Consider the following 23,316-nt stretch of genomic DNA (forward strand, 5'->3'; position numbering starts at 1 on the left):
GTGATGTCGCATTGTCCGCCTTTGGCCGGCCGATGGCAACGCGAGGGAGAACGCAACCGTTGTGCATAAAATAGATATCGATTGACGCGTGAGCATCAATTCTCGCAAATACTCGCCCGAGATCTCCATCAGGGGAACGCCATGAACTGGGATGACGTCCGCATCTTTCTCGCCGTGGCGCGGGCCGGCCAGATCCTTGGCGCCGCCAGGCGGTTGGAGCTGAACCACGCCACGGTCTCGCGCCGCATCGCGGCCCTTGAAGACGCGTTACGCACGAAACTCTTCCGCCGGCTGACCACCGGCAGCGAACTGACCCCGGCCGGCGAGCGCTTCCTCGACATCGCCGAGCGCATGGAGGGCGACATGATCGCCGCCCGCTCGACCATATCGGGCGAAGGCGACGACGTGTCCGGAACCGTGCGCATCGGCGCGCCTGACGGCTTCGGCGTCGCTTTCCTGGCCAAGCGGCTGGGCGAACTCACCGCCCAGCACCGCGAACTCACCATCCAGCTCGCCCCGGTGCCGCGCTCCTTCTCCCTGTCGCGACGCGAGGCCGACATTGCCATAACCGTCGAGCGGCCGACCGAAGGCCGGCTGGTGGCGGGAAAACTGGTCGACTACTCGCTCGGGCTGTTTGCCTCCCGCGGCTATGTCGACGCGCATGGCCTGCCCAAAACCGCCGCCGAGCTTGGCCAGCACACCCTCATCGGCTATGTGCCTGACCTGATCGTCAGCCCGTCGCTCGACTACGCCGCCGAATTCAGCGCCGATTGGCGGACCAGCTTTGCCATCTCCTCCGCACTCGGCCAGGCCGAAGCGGTGCGCTCGGGCGCCGGCATCGGCATCCTGCACACCTTCGTCGCCCGCTCGATGCCGGAGTTGGTGGCCGTCGATTTGGTCGCGCCCATCCGCCGCGCCTACTGGCTGGTCTATCACGAATCGGTGAGACCGCTGCGCCGCGTCCAGATCGTTGCCTCCTTCATCACCAAGGCGGTGGAACGGGAGCGGGGGCTGTTTACCTGACTTGCCCCCAAATGCCTGCGGGTTTCGCGCCCTTCAGGCAGGGTGCCGACATCACAATAGCGCGGGCCTGGATCACGCACGCCGCCTTTTCCTTGCCACAAAACCGACCAGTGTGGCATCAGGCGTGCGGTCGCCGGCCATGGGACAGGTCGGGGTGGGGAAATCTTTCAGAAAGCTGGCGCGGATAGACATGCGAGCCGTTCTTGCCATCCTGCCGCTGCTGTTCGTCTCCGCATGCGCCAACCCATGGACAAAAGTGCCGGAAGCCGAATTGCCGAAACCGATCCGCTATGCCATGGCGCGTCCCTCGCCTTTCGTCATCGGCAATTACTGCGGTCCCGGCACCCGCACCGGCGATCTGTCGGCCCGGCCTGTCGATCGCCTCGACGCCGTTTGCCGAACCCATGATGCCTGCTACATCGCTCGCCGCAACCATTGCGACTGCGACGGCGCCCTTGTCGCCTCGGCGAGGGCTATCCGCGATGACATGACGGCGCCCGGCAAGATGCGCGGCAAGGCGGACCTGCTGATCGCCACCTTCGCCATCCCTGTCTGCAAGGTTTTCCCGCAAGGTTTCATGCCGCCCCGCGACCCGGCGCAGTTGAGCGTCATGAAGGCCGAGGCGACGGGGTGAACATCCGCACGGCCATCCTCGCCCTGTTCGGGCTGGCCGCCCTTGCCGGCTGCGGTGCGGGCCGCAATGCCTGCGACCTATCGGCCGGGCAGGAGGCTTGCGCACGGCCCTCGCTGTCGGCTGGCACGCCCGGGTCGCGGGTCGCGACTGAGCAGTTCTTCGGCAATGACGGCGGCAGCGACTATGAAAGACGGTTCCTGGCACTGCTCGCCCACCACCAGCTCGGCGCCATGGACCGCGCCAACGGCACGGGCCCCTTCGGGCGCAACCGCCTCGATGTCCAGAACCGCGATTTCCAGGCGACCTATTCGACGCTCCAGCACCTGGCCGGACCAGTCGCCAACGCTCATCTGCCGCCGACCGGTGGGGGCAGCGGCGACGGTTATTTCGACGGCCGCTGGCGGGTGTCGCGGCAGACGCTCTATATCGATGCGGCAGCGCGGCCCTCGGCCCCCAGGATTTTCGATTTCTCCGGCTTGCAGGCACGCAGCACCGAAATCGTCGTACGCCAGGCGGGCAAACAGCCGGCCGACATCGAAGGCAGTTGCGACGGCGCATTGGCGCTCCGCGCTGGCGGAGCCTCACGCACCATCGCCGCCGGCGCGGCATTCGGCTTTCACCTCTCCGGCGGGGACGACACGGTCAGCCTGTTCCCGGGCGACGGCCTGAACCGGTGCACGGCGAGGATCCGCTCCAGCCTTGCGCCCACCGGTACACCGCTCACCATCCGGCGTGAAGAAACCGCGGATCCGGCGCTTGCCAGCTTGGACAGCCGCTACCAGCGCTGCCCAGTCCCCGGCGATGCAGGCCTCGATGCGCTCGAGCGCGCCTTCTATGCCAGCCGCTGGCTGTCGCAGACCTGCGCCATGCCGATCGGCGAGCCCAGGCTGCTGCGCAAGTCGCGCGACGGCTTCAACGCCAAGGTCGAGGCGCTGATGGGCGCGCCGCTGTCCAATGCGGCAATAGACAAGGGCGATCCGGAACTGCCGCTCGATTTCTCGAAGGCGCCAAGGCTGAAGCTGATCTATCTGTCCTCGCTGGAATTCAAGGCCGACTTTTCCGGGCGCGTCATCGAACGGCTGATCCGCCATCATGCAGCGCTTGGCACCAAGGTGCGCATCATAGTCACCGACGTGCTGGAGCGCGAAAAGGACGACGCCATGCTGCACCGGCTGGCCGCCGAATTCCCCAATGTGGAGCTGCAGGAATATCGCTGGCGGGCGGACCACGGCGCGCCGATCGACGAGCAGATTTCACAACTGCACAGGGCCCATCATGTCAAGATGTTGGCCACGCTGGCGCAGGACCCCGCGCGCTCGCGCGTCATCATCGGCGGCCGCAACATCCATGACGGTTTCCTGTTCCACCAGCCGATCGATCTGTCGCGCTATCCGGACCTCGAGCAATACGGCAAGACCGACGGGTTTTCGCTGAATTACTACTCGAACTGGAGCGACTTCGACATCGAGTTCGCCGACCGGGCGACGGTCGAGACGCTCGCCGCGCAGCTGTCGACGATATGGCTGCGCGACGCCGACACCAACCTGGCGCGCCCCTTCTCCATCCCGGTCCGCGGAGATGGCCCCCGGGGCAATGCCCGGCATTTCATCTCGATGCCCTATGAGGATGACCATGCGCTGGAGGCCTATTTCGTCGAACTGGTCGATGCCGCCCGGCACCATATCCAGATCGTCAACCCCTACCTCAATCTGACGCCGAGCCTCGCCAAGGCTTTTGACCGGGCGCTCGCCCGCGGCGTCAGGATCGACGTTGTCGGCCGCATCGACCTCAAGGGCGATATCGGGGGCAGAATTCTCACCGCGCTCAACAAGCTGTTCGTCGAGAAATATGGCGACCGTATCGATATCCGCGAGTTCAAGGCGCCTGACGTGGTGCTGCATTCCAAAATCATGATGATCGATGAAAGGCTGGTTGCCATCTCCTCGGTCAACCTCAACAACCGCAGCTTCTTCCACGATTCGGAGAACGGCATGATGGTGCTCGACCGCGCCTTCTATGCCAGGATGAAGCCGGTCTATGACGACTACCTCGCCCACTCGAACCCGGTCGCCACCAATGTGACGATCCCGTGGGCCTACCGGCTGCTGTTCGACGAGGCGTGGGTCAGGCAGGCGTTCTGATATCGCCCCGGTTCCGGGGCAACGATATAAGCAAAGAACAAAGCGCGAGACGCGCGGCGGCTATTTCAGGTAACGCTCCTGTGCCAAGGCACGCACGTCGATGTCGGGCACCCGGTTGGAGATGATGTCGGCCAGCACTTTGGCCGAGCCGCAGGCCATGGTCCAGCCGAGCGTGCCATGGCCGGTGTTGAGATAGAGATTGGACAACTCCGTGCGGCCGATCAGCGGCGGTCCGTCCGGCGTCATCGGCCGCAGCCCGCACCAGAACGTCGCATCGCGCATCGCGCCGGCTCCCGGAAACAGGTCGCCGGCCGAGTGTTCGAGCGTGCGCCGGCGCGATTCATGCAGCCTGAGGTCGAAGCCGGAAATCTCGGCCGTGCCGCCGACGCGGATGCGGTCGCCGAGCCGGGTGATCGCGACCTTGTAGGTTTCGTCCATCACCGTCGACACCGGTGCGGCGGCGGCGTCCTTGATCGGCACCGTGATCGAATAGCCCTTGACCGGATAGACCGGGATCGGGCGCTTCATCCGGCGCATGAAACCAGCCGAATAGCTGCCCAGCGCCATCACATAGGCGTCGGCGGTCAGCCAGCCCTTGCTGGTGCTCATATTGTTGACGCGGTTGCGGCTGCGGATGACGCGCCATATCGTCGTGTCGTATTCGAACTTGACGCCGCGCGCCACGCAGAGCTCGGCCAGCCTATCGGTGAACATCTTGCAGTCGCCGGTCTCGTCGCCCGGCAGCCTCAGGCCGCCGACGAATTTTTCACGCACCCCGGCCAGCGCCGGTTCCGCCGCGATGCAGCCGTCGGGATCAAGGACCTCATAGGGCACGCCATATTTCTTCAGCACCTCGACATCGCCTCCGGTGCCATCGAGCTGCTTTTGCGTGCGAAACAGCTGCAGCGTGCCCTGCGCCCGCTCGTCATAGGCGATGCCGGTCGCCTCGCGCAGCGCCTTCAGCGTGTCGCGGCTGTATTCCGCCAGCGGCACCATGCGCGATTTGTTGATCGCGTAGCGCTCGGCGGTGCAGTTGCGCAGCATCTTGACCAGCCACGTCCACATGTGCGGATCGAAGGCCGGCCGCACCACCAGCGGACCATGCTTCATCAAGAGCCACTTGATCGCCTTGAGCGGGATGCCGGGGCCGGCCCAAGGCGAGGCATAGCCGGGCGAAATCTCGCCGGCATTGGCAAAGCTGGTTTCCAGCCCCGGCCCTTTCTGGCGGTCGATCACCGTCACCTCGTGGCCGGCCTCGGCGAGATAGTAGGCCGTGGTCACCCCGATCACGCCACTGCCCAGCACCATGATTTTCATCATTCACTCCTTGCCGCGCCGAGCGTCCTCAGGACGCCCGTGGACGCAGCCGTATTTTCGATTTGCGCATGATCCCGAGCGAAAATCGATGCCGATCTTCGAGACCACGCGCTGTTGCCCATTCACGCCGCCGAGGGACCGGGGTCGTCGTCTTCTGTCTGCCGCATTCCGGCCGTCTCGCCAAGAGGCCTCCAATCGGCTGCGGCACTGTAGACGAGCCTGAGCCCGTGCGGTCGCTGCGCGTCAGCCTGGTGTTTCTGCCTGACCGTGCGCCGGGCAGCCTCCGGCTGGTAAAGCACGGCCCGGATCAGGATCGACTCCCGCCGGCCGTCGGCGTGTTCGACCATTGCAGTCTGGCCTTGCGCCATGCCAAGCATGCAGAGCCCGCGCCTCGTTGCGACCGACAGGCTGGAGCCGACCGGCCCGCGCACCTCGTGCTGCACCAGGGTTCGCGTCTCCGCGGGACCGGTATCGACGCCGAACACTACCCTGCTGTTCAGCGTGACGATGTCGGGGCCGACTGAATCGATCGGCACGACATCGGCGCGTGAAAGCTTGTGTTCGAGCATGCGCACGATCGGATCCGCGAATGCCCGCCGGCGCTCCAGCATGACTTCGAGAACGGCAAAGTCCTTCGTCGTCAGGCAGCAATTCGTGCTCGTCATCACCGCCTCCGCCATCAAGCTCGTTGCGGGCCGGAAGCCGGCGTATCGACGGCTTGGACGGTCACGGACAGTTCCCGACCACCACGACCGTTCCAGCAAACCGCCTGCCCAACGCTCGCGCCGATGAGCGCGGTTCCCATCGGCGTCAGCACCGAGATCCGATTCTCGGCTATGTCGGCCTCACCCGGGTAGACCAGCATGATGCGCTGGATGTCCCCGCTTTCGCCGCGCACCATAACCGTCGAGCCCATTCGCACCACACCGGCCGGCAGCGCCGCCGCGTTCGTGACGACGGCCCGGTCCATTTCCGAAAGCAGCTCCTCGGCCGTCTCGGGCGCGCGATCGAGCAACGCCCTCGCCAGGCCGGTCAGCCTGTCATGGTCGGCTTCGCTGATCAGAATATGGCTGTTTGGACGCAGTTCTTTTGCATGTTGCATGGCAAACCTCATGGATCGGCGCATCGAACGGATGCGCGCCTGCCGCCGCACTGGCGGCGGCGTGATGAAAGGCCGGCAGCCGCGAAGGGCTGTTCGGCTTGATGGCGATTGTGGATGTATAGATGCCCCGGTACGGACGGACGCCGGAAGGCGGCCGCGCCGGGGCTACGATCCCGCGATCGGGCAGACCCTGAACAAGGTTGTGCTATAAGCGAGGTTGCTCATTCGCCGAACCTTGCCGACAGGCGTCCGCTTGTCAAGCGCGGCCAAACCGCTCAGCCGCCGACATAGCGCCGGTGAAACCGCGTTCCGAAGCTGGCCAGGATTTCGTAGCCGATCGTGCCGGCATGGCCGGCAGCGTCGTCGACGCTTTGCGAAGGGCCGAGCAGTTCGACGAGATCCCCTTCGCGAAGCTTGCCGGGCGGCAAGGCCGAGATGTCGAGAATGATCGAATCCATCGACACGCGTCCGAGGAAGGGCAGGCGCGCGCCCTCGAACCAGGCGGCCGACGCGGACCGGCGCAGCCAGCCATCCGCGTAGCCGAACGAGATCGTCGCCAGGCTGAGCGGCCCTTCCGCATGGTAGGTGTGGCCATAGCCGATGCCGGTGCCCTTTTCGACGCTGCGCGTCTGCGCCACCTTGGCCTGCAGCCGCACCACGGGCAGCATCGGGTTGGGTTCGGCAGGCGTCGGATTGATGCCATAGAGCGCGGCGCCAGGGCGGGCGAGATCATAATGGTAGGAGGGTCCCAGAAAAATGCCGGAGGAATTGGCGAGCGAGGCGGGTGCCCCGGGCAGCATGGCACGCAACCGCTCGAAGGCCCGCCGCTGCTGTTCGTTGGCGGGATGTTGCGGCTCGTCGGCGCAGGCCAGGTGGCTCATTACATACCTGATGGCGATGCCATCGAACGCGGCGGTGTCGCCGGCCATGGCCTCGACTTCGGGCGGCGCCATGCCAAGTCGCGACATGCCGCTGTCGATCTGGATCGCGGCCGGAAGTTTTTGGCCAACGCGATGGGCCGCCGCGCGCCAGGCTCTCAACTGTGCGCCACTGTTGATGACCGCGCAGAGACCAGACGCGACCGCTTCCCCCTCGGAGCCTGGCGGCAGACCGTTCAGCAGATAGATCTCGGGTCCGGCCCCGATCGCCTTGCGGAGCGCGATTCCTTCGGCCAGCAGAGCGACGAAGAAGATGTCGCAGCCTTCTTTCATCAGCGCCGATGCCACTTGGCTCGCACCCAGACCGTAGCCGTCGGCCTTGACCACGCCCGCGCAGCGCACGCCGCCCAGCCGCGCCTTCAGTCGCCGGTAATTTTCACGGATCGCGCCAAGATCGATGGTGAGGATAGCCCCGGCAGCAGCCTCGCTCGGGGCGTCGGCTTCCTCGGGCAGTGATCTTTTGGGGGCGTCGTACATGGCGGCCCTTCTTGTGACGGACAGACATCAAATCAATAAGGCGGTCGAACCGGCGCGGCAACCGCGGGCGTTTGAACCGCGGCCGGAGCCCGTCCAGCTATGGCACAAGGTGACGGAACGCCCCCACCACCTCTTCATAGACCTTGCGCTTGAACGGCACGATCAGGTCGGGCAGGTCTTGCATCGGCTGCCATGACCATTTGTCGAATTCGGCTGTGTGGCCGCCCGGCGGCGGATTGATCTGGATCTCGCTGGCATCGCCATGGAAGCGGAAGGCGTACCATTTCTGCGTCTGGCCGCGATACCGCCCCTTGAAGGCGATACCGACCAGATGGTCCGGCAGGTCATAGTTGATCCAGTCCGGCGCTTCTGCCAACAGCGAGACGCTGCGCATGCCGGTCTCCTCGTAGAGCTCGCGCTCGGCGGCCTGCAACGGCTCCTCGCCCTTGTCGATGCCGCCTTGCGGCATCTGCCAGAGCTGCGTCGTGCCGGCGAACTCGCTGTCGGGTTCGGCAATGCGATGCCCGACCCAGACCAGCCCCTCGCCATTGAGGATCATCAGCCCGACACAGGGTCGGTAGGGCAGCGTTTCGCGGTCGACTTTTTTCGTCTGCGGCATCACTCAGTCTCTCCAGTCGCCTTCCGAAGGCCTTGGCTAACCCTTTTGCGGATCGACGGCCACCGCTGAAATCGGCACGATCTCGATGCCGCGCTTCTTGGCCTCGGCCACCCATGACGAGACCGTGTCGACCGTCAGGTCGAAAGCCGAGCCGATGCCGACGGCCGTGCCTTTGGCACGCGCGGTCGCTTCGAGACTGTCGAGCTTCTTCAGGATGGCGCCGCGATCCTGCACCGCATCGATCGCCGTGTCGCCGGCGACGAAAGGGACGCCATTCCTCAGCGCCATGTCCGGAGCCAAGCTGCGCGCCGACGAGCCGTCGTCGATATAGGCGAGGCCCCTTTTGCCAAGTTCGGCCATGAACGGCTCCATCGCCGCGGAGTCGGCGGAAAACCGCGCGCCCATATAGTTCATGACACCGGTATAGTTCGTCGTCCGCGACAGCGCCCAGTGCAGGTTCTTCAGGTTTTCTTCCGCGCTCGCCGCCACCGTCAGCGTGTTGCGGCCGGGGTTGACCTTGGGATAGTCGAACGGCTCGAGCGGCACCTGCATGACGACCTCGTGGCCGCTCTGCCTTGCAGCCTGCATCCAGCGGCCGATGCTGTTGCCCTGTGGCGCGAAGGCCAGCGTCACTTCCGCCGGCAGCTTGGCGATCGCCGCCTGGGTGCCGGTCTGTGAAACCGCGAGCCCGCCGATGATGATTGCCACACGTGCGCCACGCGTGCCGGACCATGGCCGCGCATAGACGTCGAACGGTCGCCTTCCGTCGGCGGAGCGCATCGGCAAGGGCCCGGTTTCACTGGTTTCGATCAGCGTCCTGTCGGGAATATGCGCGATCTTGAGGTTCTGGCCGACGGTCGATGGATCGCGAATGACGATTGCCGCCTTTGGCGGGCCATCGCCTTCTTCGGTCTGCACATGAATGATCTGCGGACCGCCCGTCTTGGCCGGCATCTCCACCTTTGGCGCCGCCGCCGGGGCCAATGCGGGAGGCGACGCGGCGGGCTCGGCCGCCGCGGTCACTTTCGGCGTCGAGACGGCGACTTCCTGCGGCTTTCGAAACGGCTTTTCCCTGAACGCGATCGCGGCCGAGACGCCGACCACGGCAAGCACGATCGCGCTCGCCGCGATCACACCGACGCTGATCTTGCCGGCGCCGCGAGGCGCCCGGACGGCCTGTCCAAGCGGGCGTTCGATGTCCTTGCCGATATCAGCCAAGCCCTATCCCCGATGCACGGTTCCGAAGGCGACCTCCTTCGGCAACACATGCACGAATTCATCAATCCTGGCGCCTGGGCGCCATATCTGGAGGCCTGGTCCTGCCCCCCGAATCAAACTGCCGGAACCTTTCGGTCCCGGCAGCATCGCATTGCTTCGTTCAACCGGCCAGACCGGTTGCCTTACTGGTTGAGCACGGCCTTTTCCGGATTGGGCGGGAAGGCCGGATCGGTCTTCTGGCCGCGCAGCAACTGCTCGGCATAGATGAGCTGCAGGTCGTCCTTCGGATCCGGTGGCACATAGGCCGCGGAGCCCGAGCCGGTCTTGCTCTCGTCGGCGCCCTTGATATGGCCCTTGAGATCGGATTCGCCGCGCGTCAGGTCCCTGCCCTGCAGTTCGGGCGGCAGGGGCTGGTCGACCTTGATGTCGGGCGTGATGCCCTTGCCCTGGATCGATTTGCCCGATGGCGTGTAATAGAGCGCCGTCGTCAGCCTGAGCGCGCCATTCTCGCCGAGCGGGATGATGGTCTGGACCGAGCCCTTGCCGAAGGACTGCGTGCCGACCACCGTGACGCGGCGCAGGTCCTGCAGCGCGCCGGCGACGATTTCCGAAGCGCTGGCCGAGCCGCCATTGACGAGCACGATCATCGGCTTGCCGTTGATGTCGTCGGTCTGCTTGGGCTTGGCGTCGAAGCGGGTGACGTCCTTTGGATCGCGTCCGCGCGTCGAGACGATCTCGCCGCGCTTGAGGAAGGCGTCCGACACGCTCACCGCCTGGTCGAGCAGGCCGCCCGGATTGAGGCGCAGGTCGAGCACATAGCCCTTCAGCTTGTCGTCCGGCACCTGCTTCTTGATGGTCTCGATGGCGTTCTCGAGGTCGTCATAGGTCTTTTCGGTAAAGGAGGTGATCTTCATGTAGCCGATATCGTTCTCGACCCGGAACTTGACCGCCTTGACCTTGATGATGTCGCGCACCACCGTCAGCTCGATCGGCTTGTCGGCGCCCTGGCGCAGGATGGTCAGCTTGATCGGCGTGTTGACCAGGCCGCGCATCTTGTCGACCGCGTCGTTGAGCGTCAGGCCGCGAACCTCCTCGCCGTCGATCTTGGCGATATAGTCGCCGGCCAGCACGCCAGCCTTGGCGGCCGGCGTATCGTCGATCGGCGTGATCACCTTGACCAGGTCGTTCTCCATGGTGACCTCGATGCCGAGCCCGCCGAACTCGCCCTTGGTCTGCACGCGCATGTCCTGCGCCTGTTCGGCGTTCATGTAGGAGGAGTGCGGGTCGAGCGAGGAAAGCATGCCGTTAATGGCGTTCTCGACCAGCGACTTGTCGTCGGGCGGGGTCACATACTGCGCCCGCACCCGCTCGAAGATGTCGCCGAAGATCGCCAGTTGCTTGTAAGTCTCCGACCCCGCAGCGTTCGCCGCCGAGCCGGGTGCGCCATAGACAAGGCTCATGGCGGACGCGCCCATCAGCGCACCGGCAAACAGAAGCGACAGTTTCCGCATCATTTCACGTCCTTCCAGAAAAACGGTCCGCCCACCATGGGGCCGGATCGACGGGTTTTCCATCCTTGCGGAACTCGACATAGAGCTCCGGCGTGGCATTTCCATTCTTCGAAACCGAGGTGCTTGCCACCCGGGCTTCTCCCATCGCGCCGACCGGCTCTCCTGCAAGCACCGACTGGCCAGTCGCGACGCTGATTCTGCTCATCCCAGCCAAGACGACATGATAACCGTCGCCGGCATTGAGGATCAAGAGTTGACCGTAGGAGCGAAACGGCCCCGCATAAAGCACATTCCCATCCGCCGGCGCGGTAACGATGGCTCCCGATTGTGTCGCAACCATGTCCCCAAGCATCAAGGCGCCGTTACCGTCGTCGGCGCCAAACCTGAGTTTGATGCGGCCGGTGACCGGCAGGGCGACCTGTCCTTGCAGTGCCGAGAAAGGCGCCGCGGCGGTCAACCTGTTGCCTTCGGGAACCGGCAGCGATGCCGTCTGGTCGCCACCGGGCTCGGTGCCGCCGGCCTGGCCAGCGGCGGCTGCCTTTGCGGCATCCGCGGCCTTGCGGTTCTTGTCCGCCTGCGCTTCGAGCGAGGCGATCAGATCCTTCAGGCTGCTGGCTTTGGCCGCCAATTGCTCGGAACGCTGCTGTTCGGCCGCCATCTGCGCCTTCGTGTCGGTCTCGAGCTTCTGCTTGGCTTCGAGCAGCATGCCGAGCCGCTTCTTCTCCGCCGTCTGATCGCCGACCGCCGCCGTCAGCCGCGCCCGTTCGGCCTCGATCGAAGCCGTCACCCGGGTCTGCTCCTTGAGATCGGCCAGCAGGCTGTCGGTCTGCTGGCGCAATTCAGGCACCACGGCGCCGAGCAGGATGGCGCTGCGCACCGACGACAGCGCATCTTCCGGCTTGACCAGGATCGCCGGCGGCGGGTTGAGCCCCATGCGCTGCAGGGCGCCCAGCACTTCGGCCAGCACATCGCGCCGCGCCGCCAGCGAAGTACGGATCTTCTGTTGCTGGCCCTTCAGCCCTTCCAGCTTGGCGCCGATGTCCTCGATGTCCTGGCCGAGCTTCTGCTCGGTCATCGCCGACTGGATGAGTGCCGCGGTGATCGAGGCGTGGTCCTTCTTGACCGCGGCGATGTCGGCGGCGAGCTTGGCCAGCCGTTCGGACGACAGCGTTATTTCCTTCGAAACCTGCTCGTATTCGGCACGGCTCTGGTCCGGATCGGGCGCCATGTCGAGCGTGTTTTCGGCCCGCACAGCATGCAGCGACAGAAGCGCCGCCGCCGCGGCGATACCGCAGCGCACGCGCCAGGAGCCCCCCGTCGATGGGCCCGTCGTCGATTTCCAGCCTTCAGACATTCGCGATCGATTCTATCCGTGCCTTCGTTAACGAATCATCAACCATGTTAGCGCCTGTCGCCCAAAGGGTTCGCAATAACGCAATGCAACGGAAAAACAGGCCCACGTCGAATCTTGCGCGGCATTTGGGGCCAAATTCGGTGCGATCCGGCGGCTTTCAGGACCTGTGGTAGGGATGACCCGAAAGGATCGTCGACACCCTGTAGAGTTGTTCACCCAGCATCACCCGCACCAGCTGATGCGGCCAGGTGAGCGCCCCGAACGACATCACCAGCTCGGCCTGGCCGCGCAGCGACGGATCGTGGCCGTCGGCGCCACCAATGGCGAGGACCAGCGCCTTGCGTCCGCCGTCGCGCAACTGTCCCAGACGGCCGGCGAAATCCTGTGAAGACAGGCTCTTGCCTCGCTCGTCGAGCAGGATGAGGGCCGTGCCTGGCTGCAGCTGTGCCTGCAGCCGCGAACCTTCGTCGCGCTGGCGCTCGGCGGCGCTCTGCGCGCGGCCCTCGACGATCTCGGTGATTCCGGCGAATTCGAGCCCCACGCCGGGTCCGCTCTTGGCGAACCGCTCGAAATAGCGGTCGGCCAACTCCCGCTCGGGGCCGGCTTTCATTCGGCCCACGGCATGAACTGAAATCTTCATCCTCGCCTCTATAAGCCCCGCGAAGGGCTTAGTGGAGGGTCTCTTCCTCGAGATCCGGCGCCTGCCACATCTTTTCGAGATTGTAGAATTCGCGGACTTCGGGGCGGAAGACATGGACGATGATATCGCCAGAATCGATCAGGACCCAGTCGGCGCCTGACAGTCCCTCGACGCGCGCGGTGCCGAGACCGGCATCCTTGAGCGCCTTGAGGAGATGGTCGGCGACAGCCGCGACATGACGGTGCGATCGGCCCGACGCAACGACCATGTAGTCGCCGAGGCTCGATTTCCCCTGAATGTCGATTGAGACAATATTTTCGGCCTTGGAGTCTTCCAGACTGGCAAGGACTGTCTTGATGGCACGGGACACGGCGTCGTCTACGCTGATCCTGGCCGGCGAAGGCACGATGTCGGCCTTCTTCCGCAGTGCTGTTCTCAGTGTATTTCCTTTCGCAGCAAGAACAACCAAATCACCCCTTAAAGCAGGTGACACCACTTAGATAGGCAGAGTTCCGTTGCAGTTTCAAGACGGAGCCCCGATGGACGCGAACTCGCCGAGTGGAATGTTGTTCCACGGGTGACGCAAAAACATCGGAACCCAGGCCTTCCACAGCGGTTACCGGCTGACCGACCAACCGGAATCCCGCCATGCCGATCGACCCGCAAGACACCCTTCTCACCGTCCAGACCGGCCTCGCGCAGCTGAGTACGCTGATCGTCTCCTATTCCTTTTCCGCCATCGGCGCCGTCATCCTCCTGGTGGTCGGCTACATCGTTGCCAACCTTACCGAGCGCTCGATCTCGGCTGGCCTCGGCCATATCCATGGTTTCGACGCGACGCTGCGGCATTTCTTTTCAAAGATCGCGCGCTACGCCATTCTGATCCTCGTGGCCATCATGGTGCTCGGCCAGTTCGGCGTGCAGACTGCATCGATCATCGCCGCGATCGGCGCCATCGGCCTCGCCATCGGTCTCGCCCTGCAAGGCACGCTGCAGAACATCGCCGCCGGCATCATGCTGCTCGCGTTGCGGCCATTCCGCATTGGCGAATCCGTTGAGGTCGGTTCCATTGCCGGTTCGGTCGAGGAAATCGGCCTTTTCGCCACCAAGCTCAGGACCGCCGACGGCATCTACATATTGGCACCGAATTCGACGCTGTGGAATCAGCCGGTGCGCAATTTCACCCGCAACGGCGTGCGCCGCACCGACATCACGCTCAGCATCGGCTCCTGGAACGACATAGACGGCGCCCAGAAGACATTGCTTGCCATTGCCGGTGCCGAGAAGCGCATCCGCCGCGAACCGGCGCCGATCGCCTTCGTGGCCGGGCTCGGCGATACGACCGTTTCGCTCACCTTGCGCTACTGGACCGCGGCGGCGGACCATTTCGCCACCCAGATCGACATGACGAAACGCGCCAAGCAGGCCTTCGACAGCGAGGGCATCTCGATCCCGCAGCCGCCTCCGGAGGCACCGCCACCCGAGGCCCGCAAACAGTAATCAGTCGCCCCTGTGGCGGACCACTTCGTCCGGCGCGAAGGCGAGTTCGACCGGCAAGGGCGCTTGCGCCGACATCGGTGCGAAACTGCCCGTGGCGGCCGCCGGAACGCGGACCGCCGCGATCACCCGCCACAGCACGAAAAGGCAGAATGCCGAGGCGATGACGATGCCGACATAGATGAAGGTTGCCGTGCCGAAGACGGCGGAAAGCGCCGTGACAATGCCCGGCACAATGAAGCCGGCGAGCGACCAGGCAAACAGCATCGAGCTCGACAGCGCCAGCAGTTCATCCTTCCTGGCGCGGTCGGCGGCATGCGCGCTGGAGAGCGCGTAGATGGATTCCGCCGCCCCGTCCCAGATCAGGTAGATCACCACCAGCGCCATCAGCGCACCGCCGTCGAAGGCGATGGCGAGCACGCTCGCAACCACCGCCAGCGCCGCGGCGCCGGCAAGCACGTAGCGCCGATCAGTACGGTCGGAGAGCCAGCCAAGCGGTATCTGCAGGATCAGCGTGCCGACCGGCATTGCCGACAGCAGCAGCGCGACATCGGCCTGGCTGTAGCCCTTGGCCGTCGCGTGGATGGGCGCGAAGCCGGAAATGATCATCGACAGGCCGCCGACCGCCAGCATGCCGGCGACGCCGACCGGCGAAATCCGCCAGGCTTGGCGCAGAGCCACCGAAGCCGCCTGCGGCGCCGGCGGCTGGGCAAGGCGTGTCATGCCGACAGGCAGGATCGACAGAGCGGTAAAGGCGATGCCGATCAGCGACGCGGCGGCCGTGTGGATGTCGATCACGGCAAGCGTCGCATAGCCGACCCCAAGACCGGCAATGTAGGCGACATAGAACACGGCCATCACCCGGCCCCGTACCGCGTTCGGCAGCGCGTCGTTGAGCCAGCTTTGCGCGACGATGAACAGGCCGCATATGGCAAAGCCGTAAAGCGCGCGCGCCACGATCCACAGCAGCGGGTGCGGTCCGGCGCCGATGGCGGCATTGGACAGCGCGATCAGCGCCGACAGCACCATGAAGGCGCGGGCGTGGCCGACCCGGCGCACCAGCGGACCGGTCAGGATACAGCCGGCGAGGCCGCCGGCCGACAGGCCGGTGACGATCAGCCCTGCCCAGACCGGATCGAACCCTTCGACGCCGAGCCGGACGGGGATATAGGCGAACATCAGCCCGTTGCCGATGGCAATCAGCGCCATCGACACGATGACACTGGCAATCGCGATCAGCGGCGCAGGCGTGCTGCCCTGGTCGGGATCGATCGTGGGATGGGTTTTCTTCTGAATCGCCATGGCTGATCAGCATCGCCCATGGGTCAGGCGAACGCCGCTGTAAAAACGACATGGCCGGATGGACGAGACGTTCAACCCTTCGCCATTTTCCGGATCGCGCTCGACGACAGCGAGGAACGCGGACCGTGGATGAAGGTCCAGGCCGGCGCCTTCATCCGCGCAAGCCTTGGCGCGTCGCCTTCGTCGATGCGGGCGTAATCGAAGGTCTTGGCGACAACCGACGACAGAAAGGACAGCGTCGCGCCCGGGCGGTCGATGACCGCGATCGGAAAGGTCATGACGATCTCGCGCCAGCGCTGCCAGCGATGGAAGTCCCGCAGGGAATCGGCGCCCATGATCCAGACGAAGTCGACGCCGGGATTGCGCGCCTTGACCAGCGCCAGCGTGTCGGCGGTGTAGCGCACATTGTGTGCCGCCTCGAAGGCGGTGACCTTGATCTTCGGGTTCTTGGCGATCTTCTCGGAAAGCACGATGCGCTCGCCCAGCGGCGCCAGCTCGCGCGTGCTCTTCAGCGGATTGCCTGGGGTCACCATCCACCAAAGCTGGTCAAGCGCCAGACGCCGCAAAGCGATTTCGGCGACCAGCGCGTGGCCGGCATGCGGCGGGTTGAACGAACCGCCGAACAGTCCGACGGCCAGCCCCTTCTCGGCATGCGGCATCTTCAGATAGCTGGAGGGTGTCGCCGGTTCGGAAGAGGCCAGCATCGCTTCAGGCTCTGGCGATCAAAAGCTTCAAGGCCTCACCTGTCCCGACCCGCGCACGCGATATTTGAACGAGGTCAACTGCTCGACGCCGACCGGCCCGCGCGCGTGCATCTTGCCGGTGGCGATGCCGATCTCGGCACCCATGCCGAACTCGCCGCCATCGGCGAACTGCGTCGAGGCGTTGTGCAGCAGGATCGCCGAATCGATCTCGTTGAAGAACCGTTGGACCGCCTTCGCGTCCTCGGCGACGATCGCCTCGGTATGATGCGAGGAGAAGGTTTCGATGTGATCGATCGCACCAGCGATCCCGTCGACCAGCTTCACCGCGATGATCGCGTCGAGATATTCGGTCACCCAGTCGGCGTCGGTCGCCGGCTTGGCGTCGAAGAACATTTTCATCACTTCTTGATCGGCATGGATCTCGCAGCCGGCGGCGCGCAGCGCGTCGAGGATCGGCACCAGATGGATGGCGGCGACCGCACGGTCGACCAGCAGCGTTTCGGCGGCACCGCAGACGCCGGTGCGCCGCATCTTGGCGTTGACGGCGATCCGCACCGCCATGTCGAGCTCGGCGGAGCGGTCGATATAAAGATGGCAGATGCCTTCGAGATGGGCGAAGACCGGCACCCGCGCCTCGCTCTGCACCCGCCCGACCAGGCTTTTGCCGCCGCGCGGGATGATGACGTCCAGATTGCCGCCAAGCCCCTTGAGCATCTCGCCGACCGCGGCGCGGTCGGTGGTCGGCACCAGCTGGATGGCATCCGCGGGCAGACCGGCCGCCTTCAGTCCCTCGACCAGGCAGGCATGGATCGCCAAGGAGGAATTGAGCGAATCCGAGCCGCCGCGCAAAATAACCGGATTGCCGGCCTTGAGGCAGAGAGCGCCGGCATCCGCCGTCACGTTCGGCCGGCTTTCATAGATGACGCCGACAACACCGAGCGGCGTACGCACGCGCTCTATGTGCAGACCGTTCGGCCGCTCCCACGCGGCGATGACATCACCGACTGGATCGGGCAGGGCAGCGATTTCGCGAATACCGTCCGCCATGGCGCGGATGCGTGCCGGATCGAGCTTCAGCCGATCCATGAAAGAGCCGGAAAGCCCGGATTCGTGGCCATTCGAGACATCGATGGCGTTGGCGTCGAGAATGTCCCGCTCGCGGGAAATGATCGCGTCGGCCATGGCGCCAAGCGCGGCGTTCTTGGCGGCGGCGGCGGCGATGGCCAGCGGCCGGGCGGCAGCGCGGGCGCGGCGCCCGATATCGGCCATCAGCGCCACGGTGTCGTCCCCGGATTTTTCATGCAGCTTCAGCATGGCTCATCCTCCGCTTGTGTCGCTTCCGGCGTGACTTACGACGAGATCGTCGCGGTGGATCATCGCCGAACGCGCCTCGTAACCGAGCACGGTCTCGATCTCGGCCGTCTTCAGGCCTGCGATCCTTACGGCATCGGCGGCATCGTAGGCAACCAGCCCGCGCGCGATCTCGCGGCCCTCGGGCGACAGGATCGCCACCGTGTCGCCGCGGGAGAAATTGCCGCTGACCAGCTTGACGCCGGCCGGCAGCAGCGACTTGCCCGAAATGAGCGCGCCGATGGCGCCCGCATCGACGGTCAGCCGCCCGGCCGGTTCGAGCTGGCCGGCGATCCAGGTCTTGTAGCCTTTCACCGGATTGGCGCTGGGCTTGAAGAATGTCGCGCGCTCGCCACGCTCGATCGCCATCAGCGGCGACAGCCTTGTGCCGGAGGTGATGATCATCGCCGTGCCCGCCGCATTGGCGATCTTGCCCGCGTCGAGCTTGGTACGCATGCCGCCGCGCGACAACTCGGACGCGGCGGCTCCCGCCATCGCTTCGATGTCTGGTGTGATGCGGTCGACCACCGGAATGAACTTGGCACCGGGGTCCGAAGCTGGCGGCGCGGTGTAGAGCCCGTCAATGTCGGAGAGCAGCACCAGCAGGTCCGCGCCCATCATGGTGGCGACGCGGGCCGCCAGCCGGTCATTGTCGCCATAGCGGATTTCGGAGGTCGCCACCGTGTCGTTCTCGTTGATGACCGGCACCGCCTTCATCTTGAGCAGCGTCGATATGGTGGCCCGCGCGTTGAGATAACGCCGGCGCTCCTCGGTATCGCCGAGCGTCAAAAGGATCTGGCCCGATTTCAAGGCACCCTTGCCGAGCGCGTCAGACCATGCGCCGGCGAGTGCGATCTGGCCGACGGCGGCGGCGGCCTGGCTCTCCTCGAGCTTCAGGGCGCGCTTGCCAAGGCCAAGGATGGTGCGGCCGAGCGCGATGGCGCCCGACGACACGACGAGGATTTCGGCTCCTCCCTGGGCAAGCACCGCGATGTCCTCGGCGAGCGAGGCCAGCCAGTCGCGCTTCAGGCCGCTCGCGCGGTCGACGAGCAATGCCGAGCCGATCTTGACGGTGATGCGCCGGTATTTCCTGAGCGGCTGCATGGCCTTACTTTTCCCAGCGCGACTCGACCGGCGCGGCGATCCGCGCACGCGCCTCCGCGATGACAGCCATCAACGCCCGCTGCACCGCCTCGACGCCCTCGCCGGTGACCGCCGACAGCAGCATCGGCGCGCGGCCGGCGGCACGCTTCAGCGAGGCAACCTTCTTCTTGCGCGCGTCTGCGTCGAGCGTGTCGACCTGGCTCAGCGCCAGGATCTCGGCCTTGTCGGTCAAGCCGTGGCCATAGGCCTCGAGCTCGGCCCGCACGGTCTTGTAGGCCTTGCCCGGGTTCTCTTCCTGCGCGGAGACCAGGTGCAGCAGCACGCGCGTGCGCTCGACATGGCCGAGGAAGCGGTCGCCGATGCCGACGCCTTCATGCGCGCCTTCGATCAGACCTGGAATGTCGGCGATGACGAATTCGCGCGCATCGACGCGGGCGACGCCGAGGCCCGGATGCAGCGTCGTGAACGGATAGTCGGCGATCTTCGGCTTGGCCGCGGTGACGGCGGCAAGGAATGTCGACTTGCCGGCATTGGGCAGCCCGACCAGACCGGCATCGGCAATCAGCTTCAGCCTGAGCCAGATATTGAGTTCTTCGCCGGGGAGGCCGGGATTGGCGCGGCGCGGCGCCTGGTTGGTCGAGGTCTTGAAGTGCTGGTTGCCGAAGCCGCCATTGCCGCCCTTGGCCAGGAGAAAGCGCTGGCCGACGACGGTGAGGTCGCAGATCAGCGTGTCATTGTCCTCTTCGAAGACCTGCGTTCCGGCCGGCACTTTCAGCGTCACATCGGCGCCCTTGGCGCCGGTCATGTTGCGGCCCATGCCGTGGACTCCGGTCTTGGCCTTGAAATGCTGCTGGTAGCGATAGTCGATCAGTGTGTTCAGCCCGTCGACCGCTTCCAGCCAGACATCGCCGCCGCGGCCGCCATCGCCGCCATCCGGGCCACCGAACTCGATGAACTTCTCGCGCCGGAACGACACCGAACCGGCGCCCCCGTCACCGGAGCGGACATAGACCTTGGCTTGATCGAGAAATTTCATGGGACTGCAGTTTCTTTTATTGGCCTTGCGGCATTGCTCTAAACCTTGGGCCTTGCTCTAAACCAAGGCGCGGCGAAGGGCGAGGCCGTTTTGTGACGATGGCCGCGCGGGGTTGGCCGGAGAGACGTCGGAATGAAGCTTGTAACCTACAACATCCAGTACGGCATCGGTCTGGATGGACGCTACGATCTCGGGCGCATCGCCGACGCGGTGCGCGGCGCCGACGTAATCGCGCTGCAGGAGGTCACCCGCAACAATCCCCGGAACGGCAGCCGCGACATGGTGGCCGAGATCGGCGAGGCGCTGCCCGATTATTTCGCCGTCTATGGCAGCAATTTCGAGGCCAATATCGGCTCGCGCATCGAGGACGGCCGCGCCATCACCACGACCTTCCAGCTCGGCAACATGGTCTTGTCGAAAACACCCATTCATCTGTCGCGCAACCTGCTGTTGCCGCGCAGCCGCAGCTTCGAGATGATGAACTTCCAGCGCGGCGCGCTGGAAGCCCTGATCGAGACGCCGCTTGGTTTCATCCGCTTCTATTCCATCCATCTCGATCACCGCAGCCCGGTCGAACGCGCCAGCCAGATCCAGTTCCTGCGCCAGCGCCTGTTGAACTATGCGCTCGAAGGCGGTGCGCTGTCCGGCGTCGCCGAGATCGGCCTGCCGGAACTGCCGCATCCGGAAGCCTTTGTCGGCATGGGCGATTTCAACATGCTGGCCGGCTCGCCCGAATATGTCGAACTGGCCGGCCGGCCGGACCATGAATTCGGCATGCCGCTGACCGCCGACTTCGCCGTCGATGCCGCCCTGCGCCTCGATGTCGCCGGCGACGATCTCGTCTCCTGGGTCGATCCCAAGGACCCCACCAACGCCAGCCGCCACAAGCGCATCGACTACGTCTTCACCAGCGCGTCGCTTGCCCGGACGCTGAAGCGCCTGTGGGTCGATAGACAGTCAGTCGGTTCCGACCACCGGCCGGTCTGGGTCGAACTGGGCTAGGCCCAAGTCTGGTCCCCAGCTGATTTGTCCTGTTCCGCCCCACGCGCCAAGGTGTGCCGATATTCAGGTCAGGCCGGCCCCACCTGAACATCGACGCACCTAGAAGTGGATCCAATTGCGCAAGCTCGTCCAGGTTTTCCTGTCGAGCCGGTAACGCTCGACCGGCACCTGGCCGGCAACGATCGAATTCAGCATGCCCTGGCCGGCATATTGGAAACCGCATTTGTGGATGACGCGGCGTGAAGCCGGATTGATGACCCTCGTCGAGGCCTGCAGCACCTGGATCGACGTCTTCTGGAAGGCGAGGTCGACCAGTGCGTGCGCTGCTTCCGTCGCGTAGCCCTTCTTCCAGTGGGGCTCGCCGATCCAGTAGCCGAGCTCAAGGCCGCGATCGGTGGTGTTCAGCCCGGCGCAGCCGACGAAAGTGTCGGTGCCTGCCAGCGTCAGCGCATAGGCGATGCCGGCGCGCCGCGCCTTGGTCATGGCGAGGAAAGCACGTCCCTCGGCCTCCCCATAGGGGTGCGGCATGCGCGCCAGCATCTCGGCAACGTGACGGTTGTCGGCAAGCTCGACCAGTTGCGCGATATCCCGCTCATCGGGAGCGCGCATCACCAGCCGCTCGGTGACCAGCACCGGGCAATCTATCGCGTAACTTTCGTCTTCTGAATCTTCCGCTTCGGCAACCATTTGAAGTCCTCCAGGCACAAGAAAAAGGGGAGATGGAAACCCATCTCCCCTGATCCTTTTCCTGGTTTTGCCAGACACCGGTCCCGAGATGGGCGCCGGTGTTCTAGTGCGGAACCGGCTACTCCGCGGCTTTGGTAATCGGGTTGACCGATACGTAGGTTCGGCCGTTGGCTTTTTTGTTGAACGTCACGGCGCCGGTTTCGAGCGCGAAAAGGGTGTGGTCCGTGCCCATGCCGACATTGACGCCGGGATGCCAGGTGGTGCCGCGTTGACGAATGATGATGTTGCCCGGGATGACGGCTTCGCCGCCGAACTTCTTCACGCCCAGACGCTTGGAATGCGAGTCGCGACCGTTGCGCGACGAGCCGCCAGCTTTCTTGTGTGCCATCTAACTAACTCCGATGCGCCCATGGGCGCTTGAATGGTCTTATGAACGCGTTCGCGTTCCGTTTCAAGTCCGATCCGGCGACGTTTCGCGCCGGTTCGCCTTACTTCTTGGCCAGTTCCTTGGCCTGCTCGCGCCAGTCCTTGATCTGGTCGGCGCTGAACGGCATGTTCTCGTCGATCTTGGCAACGTCCTTCTCGGTCAGCTTGGCGAGCTGCGCGAAGGTGATGATGCCCTGCTCGGCGAGATCCTTGGCGGCGACCGGGCCGATGCCCTTGATCACGGTCAGGTCGTCCGGCTCGCCCTTCGGCGCCTTGAACAGCGGCGCGGCGACGGCCTCGGCCCTCGCGTCTTCCTTGGGGGCGGCGTCCTTCTTGGCCTTGGCTTCCTTCGGCGCGGCCTCGGGAGCGACCTCAGCCTTGGCTTCCGCCTTGACGGCCGCCTTCTTGGCGGGCTTGGCGCCACCCAGCAGGATCTCGGAGATCCGCACGGTGGTCAAAAGCTGGCGATGTCCGATCTTGCGGCGCGAATTCTGGCGGCGACGCTTCTTGAAAGCGATGACCGTGCGGTTCTTGCCCTGCTCGACGACTTCGGCGGTCACCAGGGCGCCATCGACGAACGGCGCGCCGAACGTGACATTCTCGCCCTCGCCATGAGCGAGCACGTGGCCGATCTCGACGATGTCGCCGACATTGGCTTCGACTTTTTCGATCTTCAGGAGATCGTTGGCGGCAACGCGATACTGCTTACCGCCCGTTTTAATGACTGCGAACATTTTTTGCCTTTCGCTGTTCGGTCGGCCTTAATGAACCGCTCTGGCGGTTCGGCCGTCTTTTTGTCAGTCTGCGGGTTCAAAAAACAAGCGGCGTGGAAGAACCCTCCACGCCGATTGCGCGCTGTCCCTAACCGAAGGTTGCGTAGGAGTCAAGGCAAACGGGCCGGGTTCCCTGCCATGCGGGCCAGACTCCTGCCGAGGACGGAGCGTGGCACTCCGACCGAGGCCCGGACAGGAAGCTGAATTTCCGGTGGATTTGGCCTTGTAACCTGCCCGTTCAGCCGTTATCTAGTGCGCCGCGCCGGCAACGGCCGACCATGACCGCGGAGAGGTGGCAGAGTGGTCGAATGCACCGCACTCGAAATGCGGCATGGGTGCAAGCCCATCGGGGGTTCGAATCCCTCCCTCTCCGCCATTCCCCCAAAGGTCCGTTCCGGACACATAGGTTACGGTTTATACCGGAGACATGGGTAACACTTTTGGCCCGAAGGGGTTTTGGA

Annotated in this window: 23 protein-coding genes and 1 tRNA gene; 6 read left to right on the top strand and 18 right to left on the bottom strand. The window is 64.9% G+C overall.

Going from position 1 to position 23,316, the window contains the following annotated elements:
• The first annotated feature begins 141 nt into the window (after window positions 1–141).
• From LB554_RS25745 to LB554_RS25755, 3 genes are all read left to right on the top strand, one after another.
• A complete protein-coding gene (locus tag LB554_RS25745; protein WP_224587606.1) occupies window positions 142–1,023 on the top strand; it encodes a LysR family transcriptional regulator in 882 nt (293 codons plus the stop codon).
• A 190-nt stretch (window positions 1,024–1,213) separates the two neighbouring features.
• Complete coding sequence (locus LB554_RS25750; protein WP_224587607.1) at window positions 1,214–1,657, top strand: hypothetical protein; 444 nt, start codon at window positions 1,214–1,216, stop codon at window positions 1,655–1,657.
• The gene (locus LB554_RS25755) at window positions 1,654–3,798 is read left to right on the top strand and encodes a phospholipase D-like domain-containing protein (RefSeq protein ID WP_224587608.1); all 2,145 of its coding nucleotides are present in this window, start codon (window positions 1,654–1,656) and stop codon (window positions 3,796–3,798) included. The genes LB554_RS25750 and LB554_RS25755 overlap by 4 nt, the downstream gene beginning before the upstream one ends.
• Window positions 3,799–3,858: 60 nt before the next feature.
• Here LB554_RS25755 and LB554_RS25760 read toward each other — a convergent pair whose 3' ends face one another.
• From LB554_RS25760 to rsfS, 10 genes are all read right to left on the bottom strand, one after another.
• Complete coding sequence (locus LB554_RS25760; protein WP_224587609.1) at window positions 3,859–5,115, bottom strand: D-amino acid dehydrogenase; 1,257 nt, start codon at window positions 5,113–5,115, stop codon at window positions 3,859–3,861.
• Between the two features lie 122 nt (window positions 5,116–5,237).
• Window positions 5,238–5,780, bottom strand: a complete 543-nt coding sequence (locus LB554_RS25765; RefSeq protein ID WP_140790032.1) for a nucleoside-diphosphate kinase — start codon at window positions 5,778–5,780, stop codon at window positions 5,238–5,240.
• Window positions 5,781–5,794: 14 nt separating this feature from the next.
• On the bottom strand, window positions 5,795–6,217 hold the full coding sequence (rnk, locus tag LB554_RS25770; protein WP_224587627.1) for a nucleoside diphosphate kinase regulator: 423 nt from the start codon (window positions 6,215–6,217) through the stop codon (window positions 5,795–5,797).
• A 275-nt stretch (window positions 6,218–6,492) separates the two neighbouring features.
• Window positions 6,493–7,632: an alanine racemase gene (gene alr, locus LB554_RS25775; protein WP_224587610.1), complete on the bottom strand. Its 1,140-nt coding sequence runs from the start codon at window positions 7,630–7,632 to the stop codon at window positions 6,493–6,495.
• A gap of 97 nt (window positions 7,633–7,729) precedes the next feature.
• Window positions 7,730–8,251 carry an RNA pyrophosphohydrolase gene (locus LB554_RS25780; RefSeq protein WP_015315203.1) on the bottom strand — a complete coding sequence of 174 codons (522 nt, stop codon included), beginning with the start codon at window positions 8,249–8,251 and terminating at the stop codon, window positions 7,730–7,732.
• A gap of 36 nt (window positions 8,252–8,287) precedes the next feature.
• Complete coding sequence (locus tag LB554_RS25785) at window positions 8,288–9,469, bottom strand: divergent polysaccharide deacetylase family protein (protein WP_224530965.1); 1,182 nt, start codon at window positions 9,467–9,469, stop codon at window positions 8,288–8,290.
• 182 nt (window positions 9,470–9,651) lie between these two features.
• Window positions 9,652–10,983: a S41 family peptidase gene (locus LB554_RS25790; protein ID WP_015315201.1), complete on the bottom strand. Its 1,332-nt coding sequence runs from the start codon at window positions 10,981–10,983 to the stop codon at window positions 9,652–9,654.
• 1 nt (window position 10,984) lies between these two features.
• Window positions 10,985–12,334, bottom strand: a complete 1,350-nt coding sequence (locus tag LB554_RS25795; protein ID WP_224587611.1) for a murein hydrolase activator EnvC family protein — start codon at window positions 12,332–12,334, stop codon at window positions 10,985–10,987.
• A 157-nt stretch (window positions 12,335–12,491) separates the two neighbouring features.
• Window positions 12,492–12,974 (bottom strand): 23S rRNA (pseudouridine(1915)-N(3))-methyltransferase RlmH, encoded by a 483-nt coding sequence (gene rlmH / locus LB554_RS25800; protein ID WP_224587612.1) that lies wholly within the window; start codon window positions 12,972–12,974, stop codon window positions 12,492–12,494.
• A gap of 28 nt (window positions 12,975–13,002) precedes the next feature.
• Complete coding sequence (rsfS, locus tag LB554_RS25805; protein WP_015315198.1) at window positions 13,003–13,380, bottom strand: ribosome silencing factor; 378 nt, start codon at window positions 13,378–13,380, stop codon at window positions 13,003–13,005.
• Window positions 13,381–13,622: 242 nt separating this feature from the next.
• Between rsfS and LB554_RS25810 the strand changes: the two genes are divergently transcribed.
• Window positions 13,623–14,474, top strand: coding sequence for a mechanosensitive ion channel family protein (locus tag LB554_RS25810; RefSeq protein ID WP_224587613.1), 852 nt, complete (start codon window positions 13,623–13,625; stop codon window positions 14,472–14,474).
• On the opposite strand, the gene LB554_RS25815 is transcribed toward LB554_RS25810, so the two are convergent.
• The 5 genes from LB554_RS25815 to obgE all read right to left on the bottom strand — a co-directional run bounded on the left by LB554_RS25815 (window position 14,475) and on the right by obgE (window position 19,967).
• Window positions 14,475–15,773: an MFS transporter gene (locus LB554_RS25815; RefSeq protein WP_224587614.1), complete on the bottom strand. Its 1,299-nt coding sequence runs from the start codon at window positions 15,771–15,773 to the stop codon at window positions 14,475–14,477. It abuts the gene before it with no gap.
• 71 nt (window positions 15,774–15,844) lie between these two features.
• Complete coding sequence (locus LB554_RS25820) at window positions 15,845–16,432, bottom strand: nicotinate-nucleotide adenylyltransferase (protein WP_411962655.1); 588 nt, start codon at window positions 16,430–16,432, stop codon at window positions 15,845–15,847.
• A 72-nt stretch (window positions 16,433–16,504) separates the two neighbouring features.
• On the bottom strand, window positions 16,505–17,791 hold the full coding sequence (locus LB554_RS25825; protein WP_224587619.1) for a glutamate-5-semialdehyde dehydrogenase: 1,287 nt from the start codon (window positions 17,789–17,791) through the stop codon (window positions 16,505–16,507).
• Between the two features lie 3 nt (window positions 17,792–17,794).
• Window positions 17,795–18,931, bottom strand: coding sequence for a glutamate 5-kinase (proB, locus tag LB554_RS25830; protein ID WP_224530975.1), 1,137 nt, complete (start codon window positions 18,929–18,931; stop codon window positions 17,795–17,797).
• A gap of 4 nt (window positions 18,932–18,935) precedes the next feature.
• Window positions 18,936–19,967 (bottom strand): GTPase ObgE, encoded by a 1,032-nt coding sequence (obgE, locus tag LB554_RS25835; RefSeq protein ID WP_224587621.1) that lies wholly within the window; start codon window positions 19,965–19,967, stop codon window positions 18,936–18,938.
• Window positions 19,968–20,099: 132 nt separating this feature from the next.
• Between obgE and LB554_RS25840 the strand changes: the two genes are divergently transcribed.
• Complete coding sequence (locus LB554_RS25840) at window positions 20,100–20,969, top strand: endonuclease/exonuclease/phosphatase family protein (RefSeq protein WP_224587623.1); 870 nt, start codon at window positions 20,100–20,102, stop codon at window positions 20,967–20,969.
• A 99-nt stretch (window positions 20,970–21,068) separates the two neighbouring features.
• On the opposite strand, the gene LB554_RS25845 is transcribed toward LB554_RS25840, so the two are convergent.
• The 3 genes from LB554_RS25845 to LB554_RS25855 form a co-directional block, all read right to left on the bottom strand.
• A complete protein-coding gene (locus LB554_RS25845; RefSeq protein ID WP_023771744.1) occupies window positions 21,069–21,656 on the bottom strand; it encodes a GNAT family N-acetyltransferase in 588 nt (195 codons plus the stop codon).
• A 118-nt stretch (window positions 21,657–21,774) separates the two neighbouring features.
• Complete coding sequence (rpmA, locus tag LB554_RS25850; protein WP_015315190.1) at window positions 21,775–22,044, bottom strand: 50S ribosomal protein L27; 270 nt, start codon at window positions 22,042–22,044, stop codon at window positions 21,775–21,777.
• A 100-nt stretch (window positions 22,045–22,144) separates the two neighbouring features.
• Complete coding sequence (locus LB554_RS25855; RefSeq protein ID WP_015315189.1) at window positions 22,145–22,816, bottom strand: 50S ribosomal protein L21; 672 nt, start codon at window positions 22,814–22,816, stop codon at window positions 22,145–22,147.
• Window positions 22,817–23,141: 325 nt separating this feature from the next.
• Between LB554_RS25855 and LB554_RS25860 the strand changes: the two genes are divergently transcribed.
• Window positions 23,142–23,231 (top strand) — tRNA-Ser (locus LB554_RS25860).
• Window positions 23,232–23,316: the final 85 nt, after the last annotated feature.

The sequence above is a fragment of the Mesorhizobium sp. CO1-1-11 genome (assembly GCF_020164995.1).
Classification (GTDB): domain Bacteria; phylum Pseudomonadota; class Alphaproteobacteria; order Rhizobiales; family Rhizobiaceae; genus Mesorhizobium; species Mesorhizobium australicum.

Coding starts and splice junctions, on each gene's coding strand:
- LB554_RS25790 (WP_015315201.1), bottom strand. CDS start 10,983: ATGATGCGGAAACTGTCGCTTCTGTTTGCCGGTGCGCTGATGGGCGCG.
- LB554_RS25745 (WP_224587606.1), top strand. CDS start 142: ATGAACTGGGATGACGTCCGCATCTTTCTCGCCGTGGCGCGGGCCGGC.
- LB554_RS25820 (WP_411962655.1), bottom strand. CDS start 16,432: ATGCCGCATGCCGAGAAGGGGCTGGCCGTCGGACTGTTCGGCGGTTCG.
- LB554_RS25795 (WP_224587611.1), bottom strand. CDS start 12,334: ATGTCTGAAGGCTGGAAATCGACGACGGGCCCATCGACGGGGGGCTCC.
- proB (WP_224530975.1), bottom strand. CDS start 18,931: ATGCAGCCGCTCAGGAAATACCGGCGCATCACCGTCAAGATCGGCTCG.
- LB554_RS25825 (WP_224587619.1), bottom strand. CDS start 17,791: ATGCTGAAGCTGCATGAAAAATCCGGGGACGACACCGTGGCGCTGATG.
- obgE (WP_224587621.1), bottom strand. CDS start 19,967: ATGAAATTTCTCGATCAAGCCAAGGTCTATGTCCGCTCCGGTGACGGG.
- LB554_RS25765 (WP_140790032.1), bottom strand. CDS start 5,780: ATGACGAGCACGAATTGCTGCCTGACGACGAAGGACTTTGCCGTTCTC.
- alr (WP_224587610.1), bottom strand. CDS start 7,632: ATGTACGACGCCCCCAAAAGATCACTGCCCGAGGAAGCCGACGCCCCG.
- LB554_RS25855 (WP_015315189.1), bottom strand. CDS start 22,816: ATGTTCGCAGTCATTAAAACGGGCGGTAAGCAGTATCGCGTTGCCGCC.
- rlmH (WP_224587612.1), bottom strand. CDS start 12,974: ATGAAGATTTCAGTTCATGCCGTGGGCCGAATGAAAGCCGGCCCCGAG.
- rpmA (WP_015315190.1), bottom strand. CDS start 22,044: ATGGCACACAAGAAAGCTGGCGGCTCGTCGCGCAACGGTCGCGACTCG.
- LB554_RS25840 (WP_224587623.1), top strand. CDS start 20,100: ATGAAGCTTGTAACCTACAACATCCAGTACGGCATCGGTCTGGATGGA.
- LB554_RS25815 (WP_224587614.1), bottom strand. CDS start 15,773: ATGGCGATTCAGAAGAAAACCCATCCCACGATCGATCCCGACCAGGGC.
- LB554_RS25750 (WP_224587607.1), top strand. CDS start 1,214: ATGCGAGCCGTTCTTGCCATCCTGCCGCTGCTGTTCGTCTCCGCATGC.
- LB554_RS25760 (WP_224587609.1), bottom strand. CDS start 5,115: ATGAAAATCATGGTGCTGGGCAGTGGCGTGATCGGGGTGACCACGGCC.
- rnk (WP_224587627.1), bottom strand. CDS start 6,217: ATGCAACATGCAAAAGAACTGCGTCCAAACAGCCATATTCTGATCAGC.
- LB554_RS25780 (WP_015315203.1), bottom strand. CDS start 8,251: ATGCCGCAGACGAAAAAAGTCGACCGCGAAACGCTGCCCTACCGACCC.
- LB554_RS25810 (WP_224587613.1), top strand. CDS start 13,623: ATGCCGATCGACCCGCAAGACACCCTTCTCACCGTCCAGACCGGCCTC.
- LB554_RS25845 (WP_023771744.1), bottom strand. CDS start 21,656: ATGGTTGCCGAAGCGGAAGATTCAGAAGACGAAAGTTACGCGATAGAT.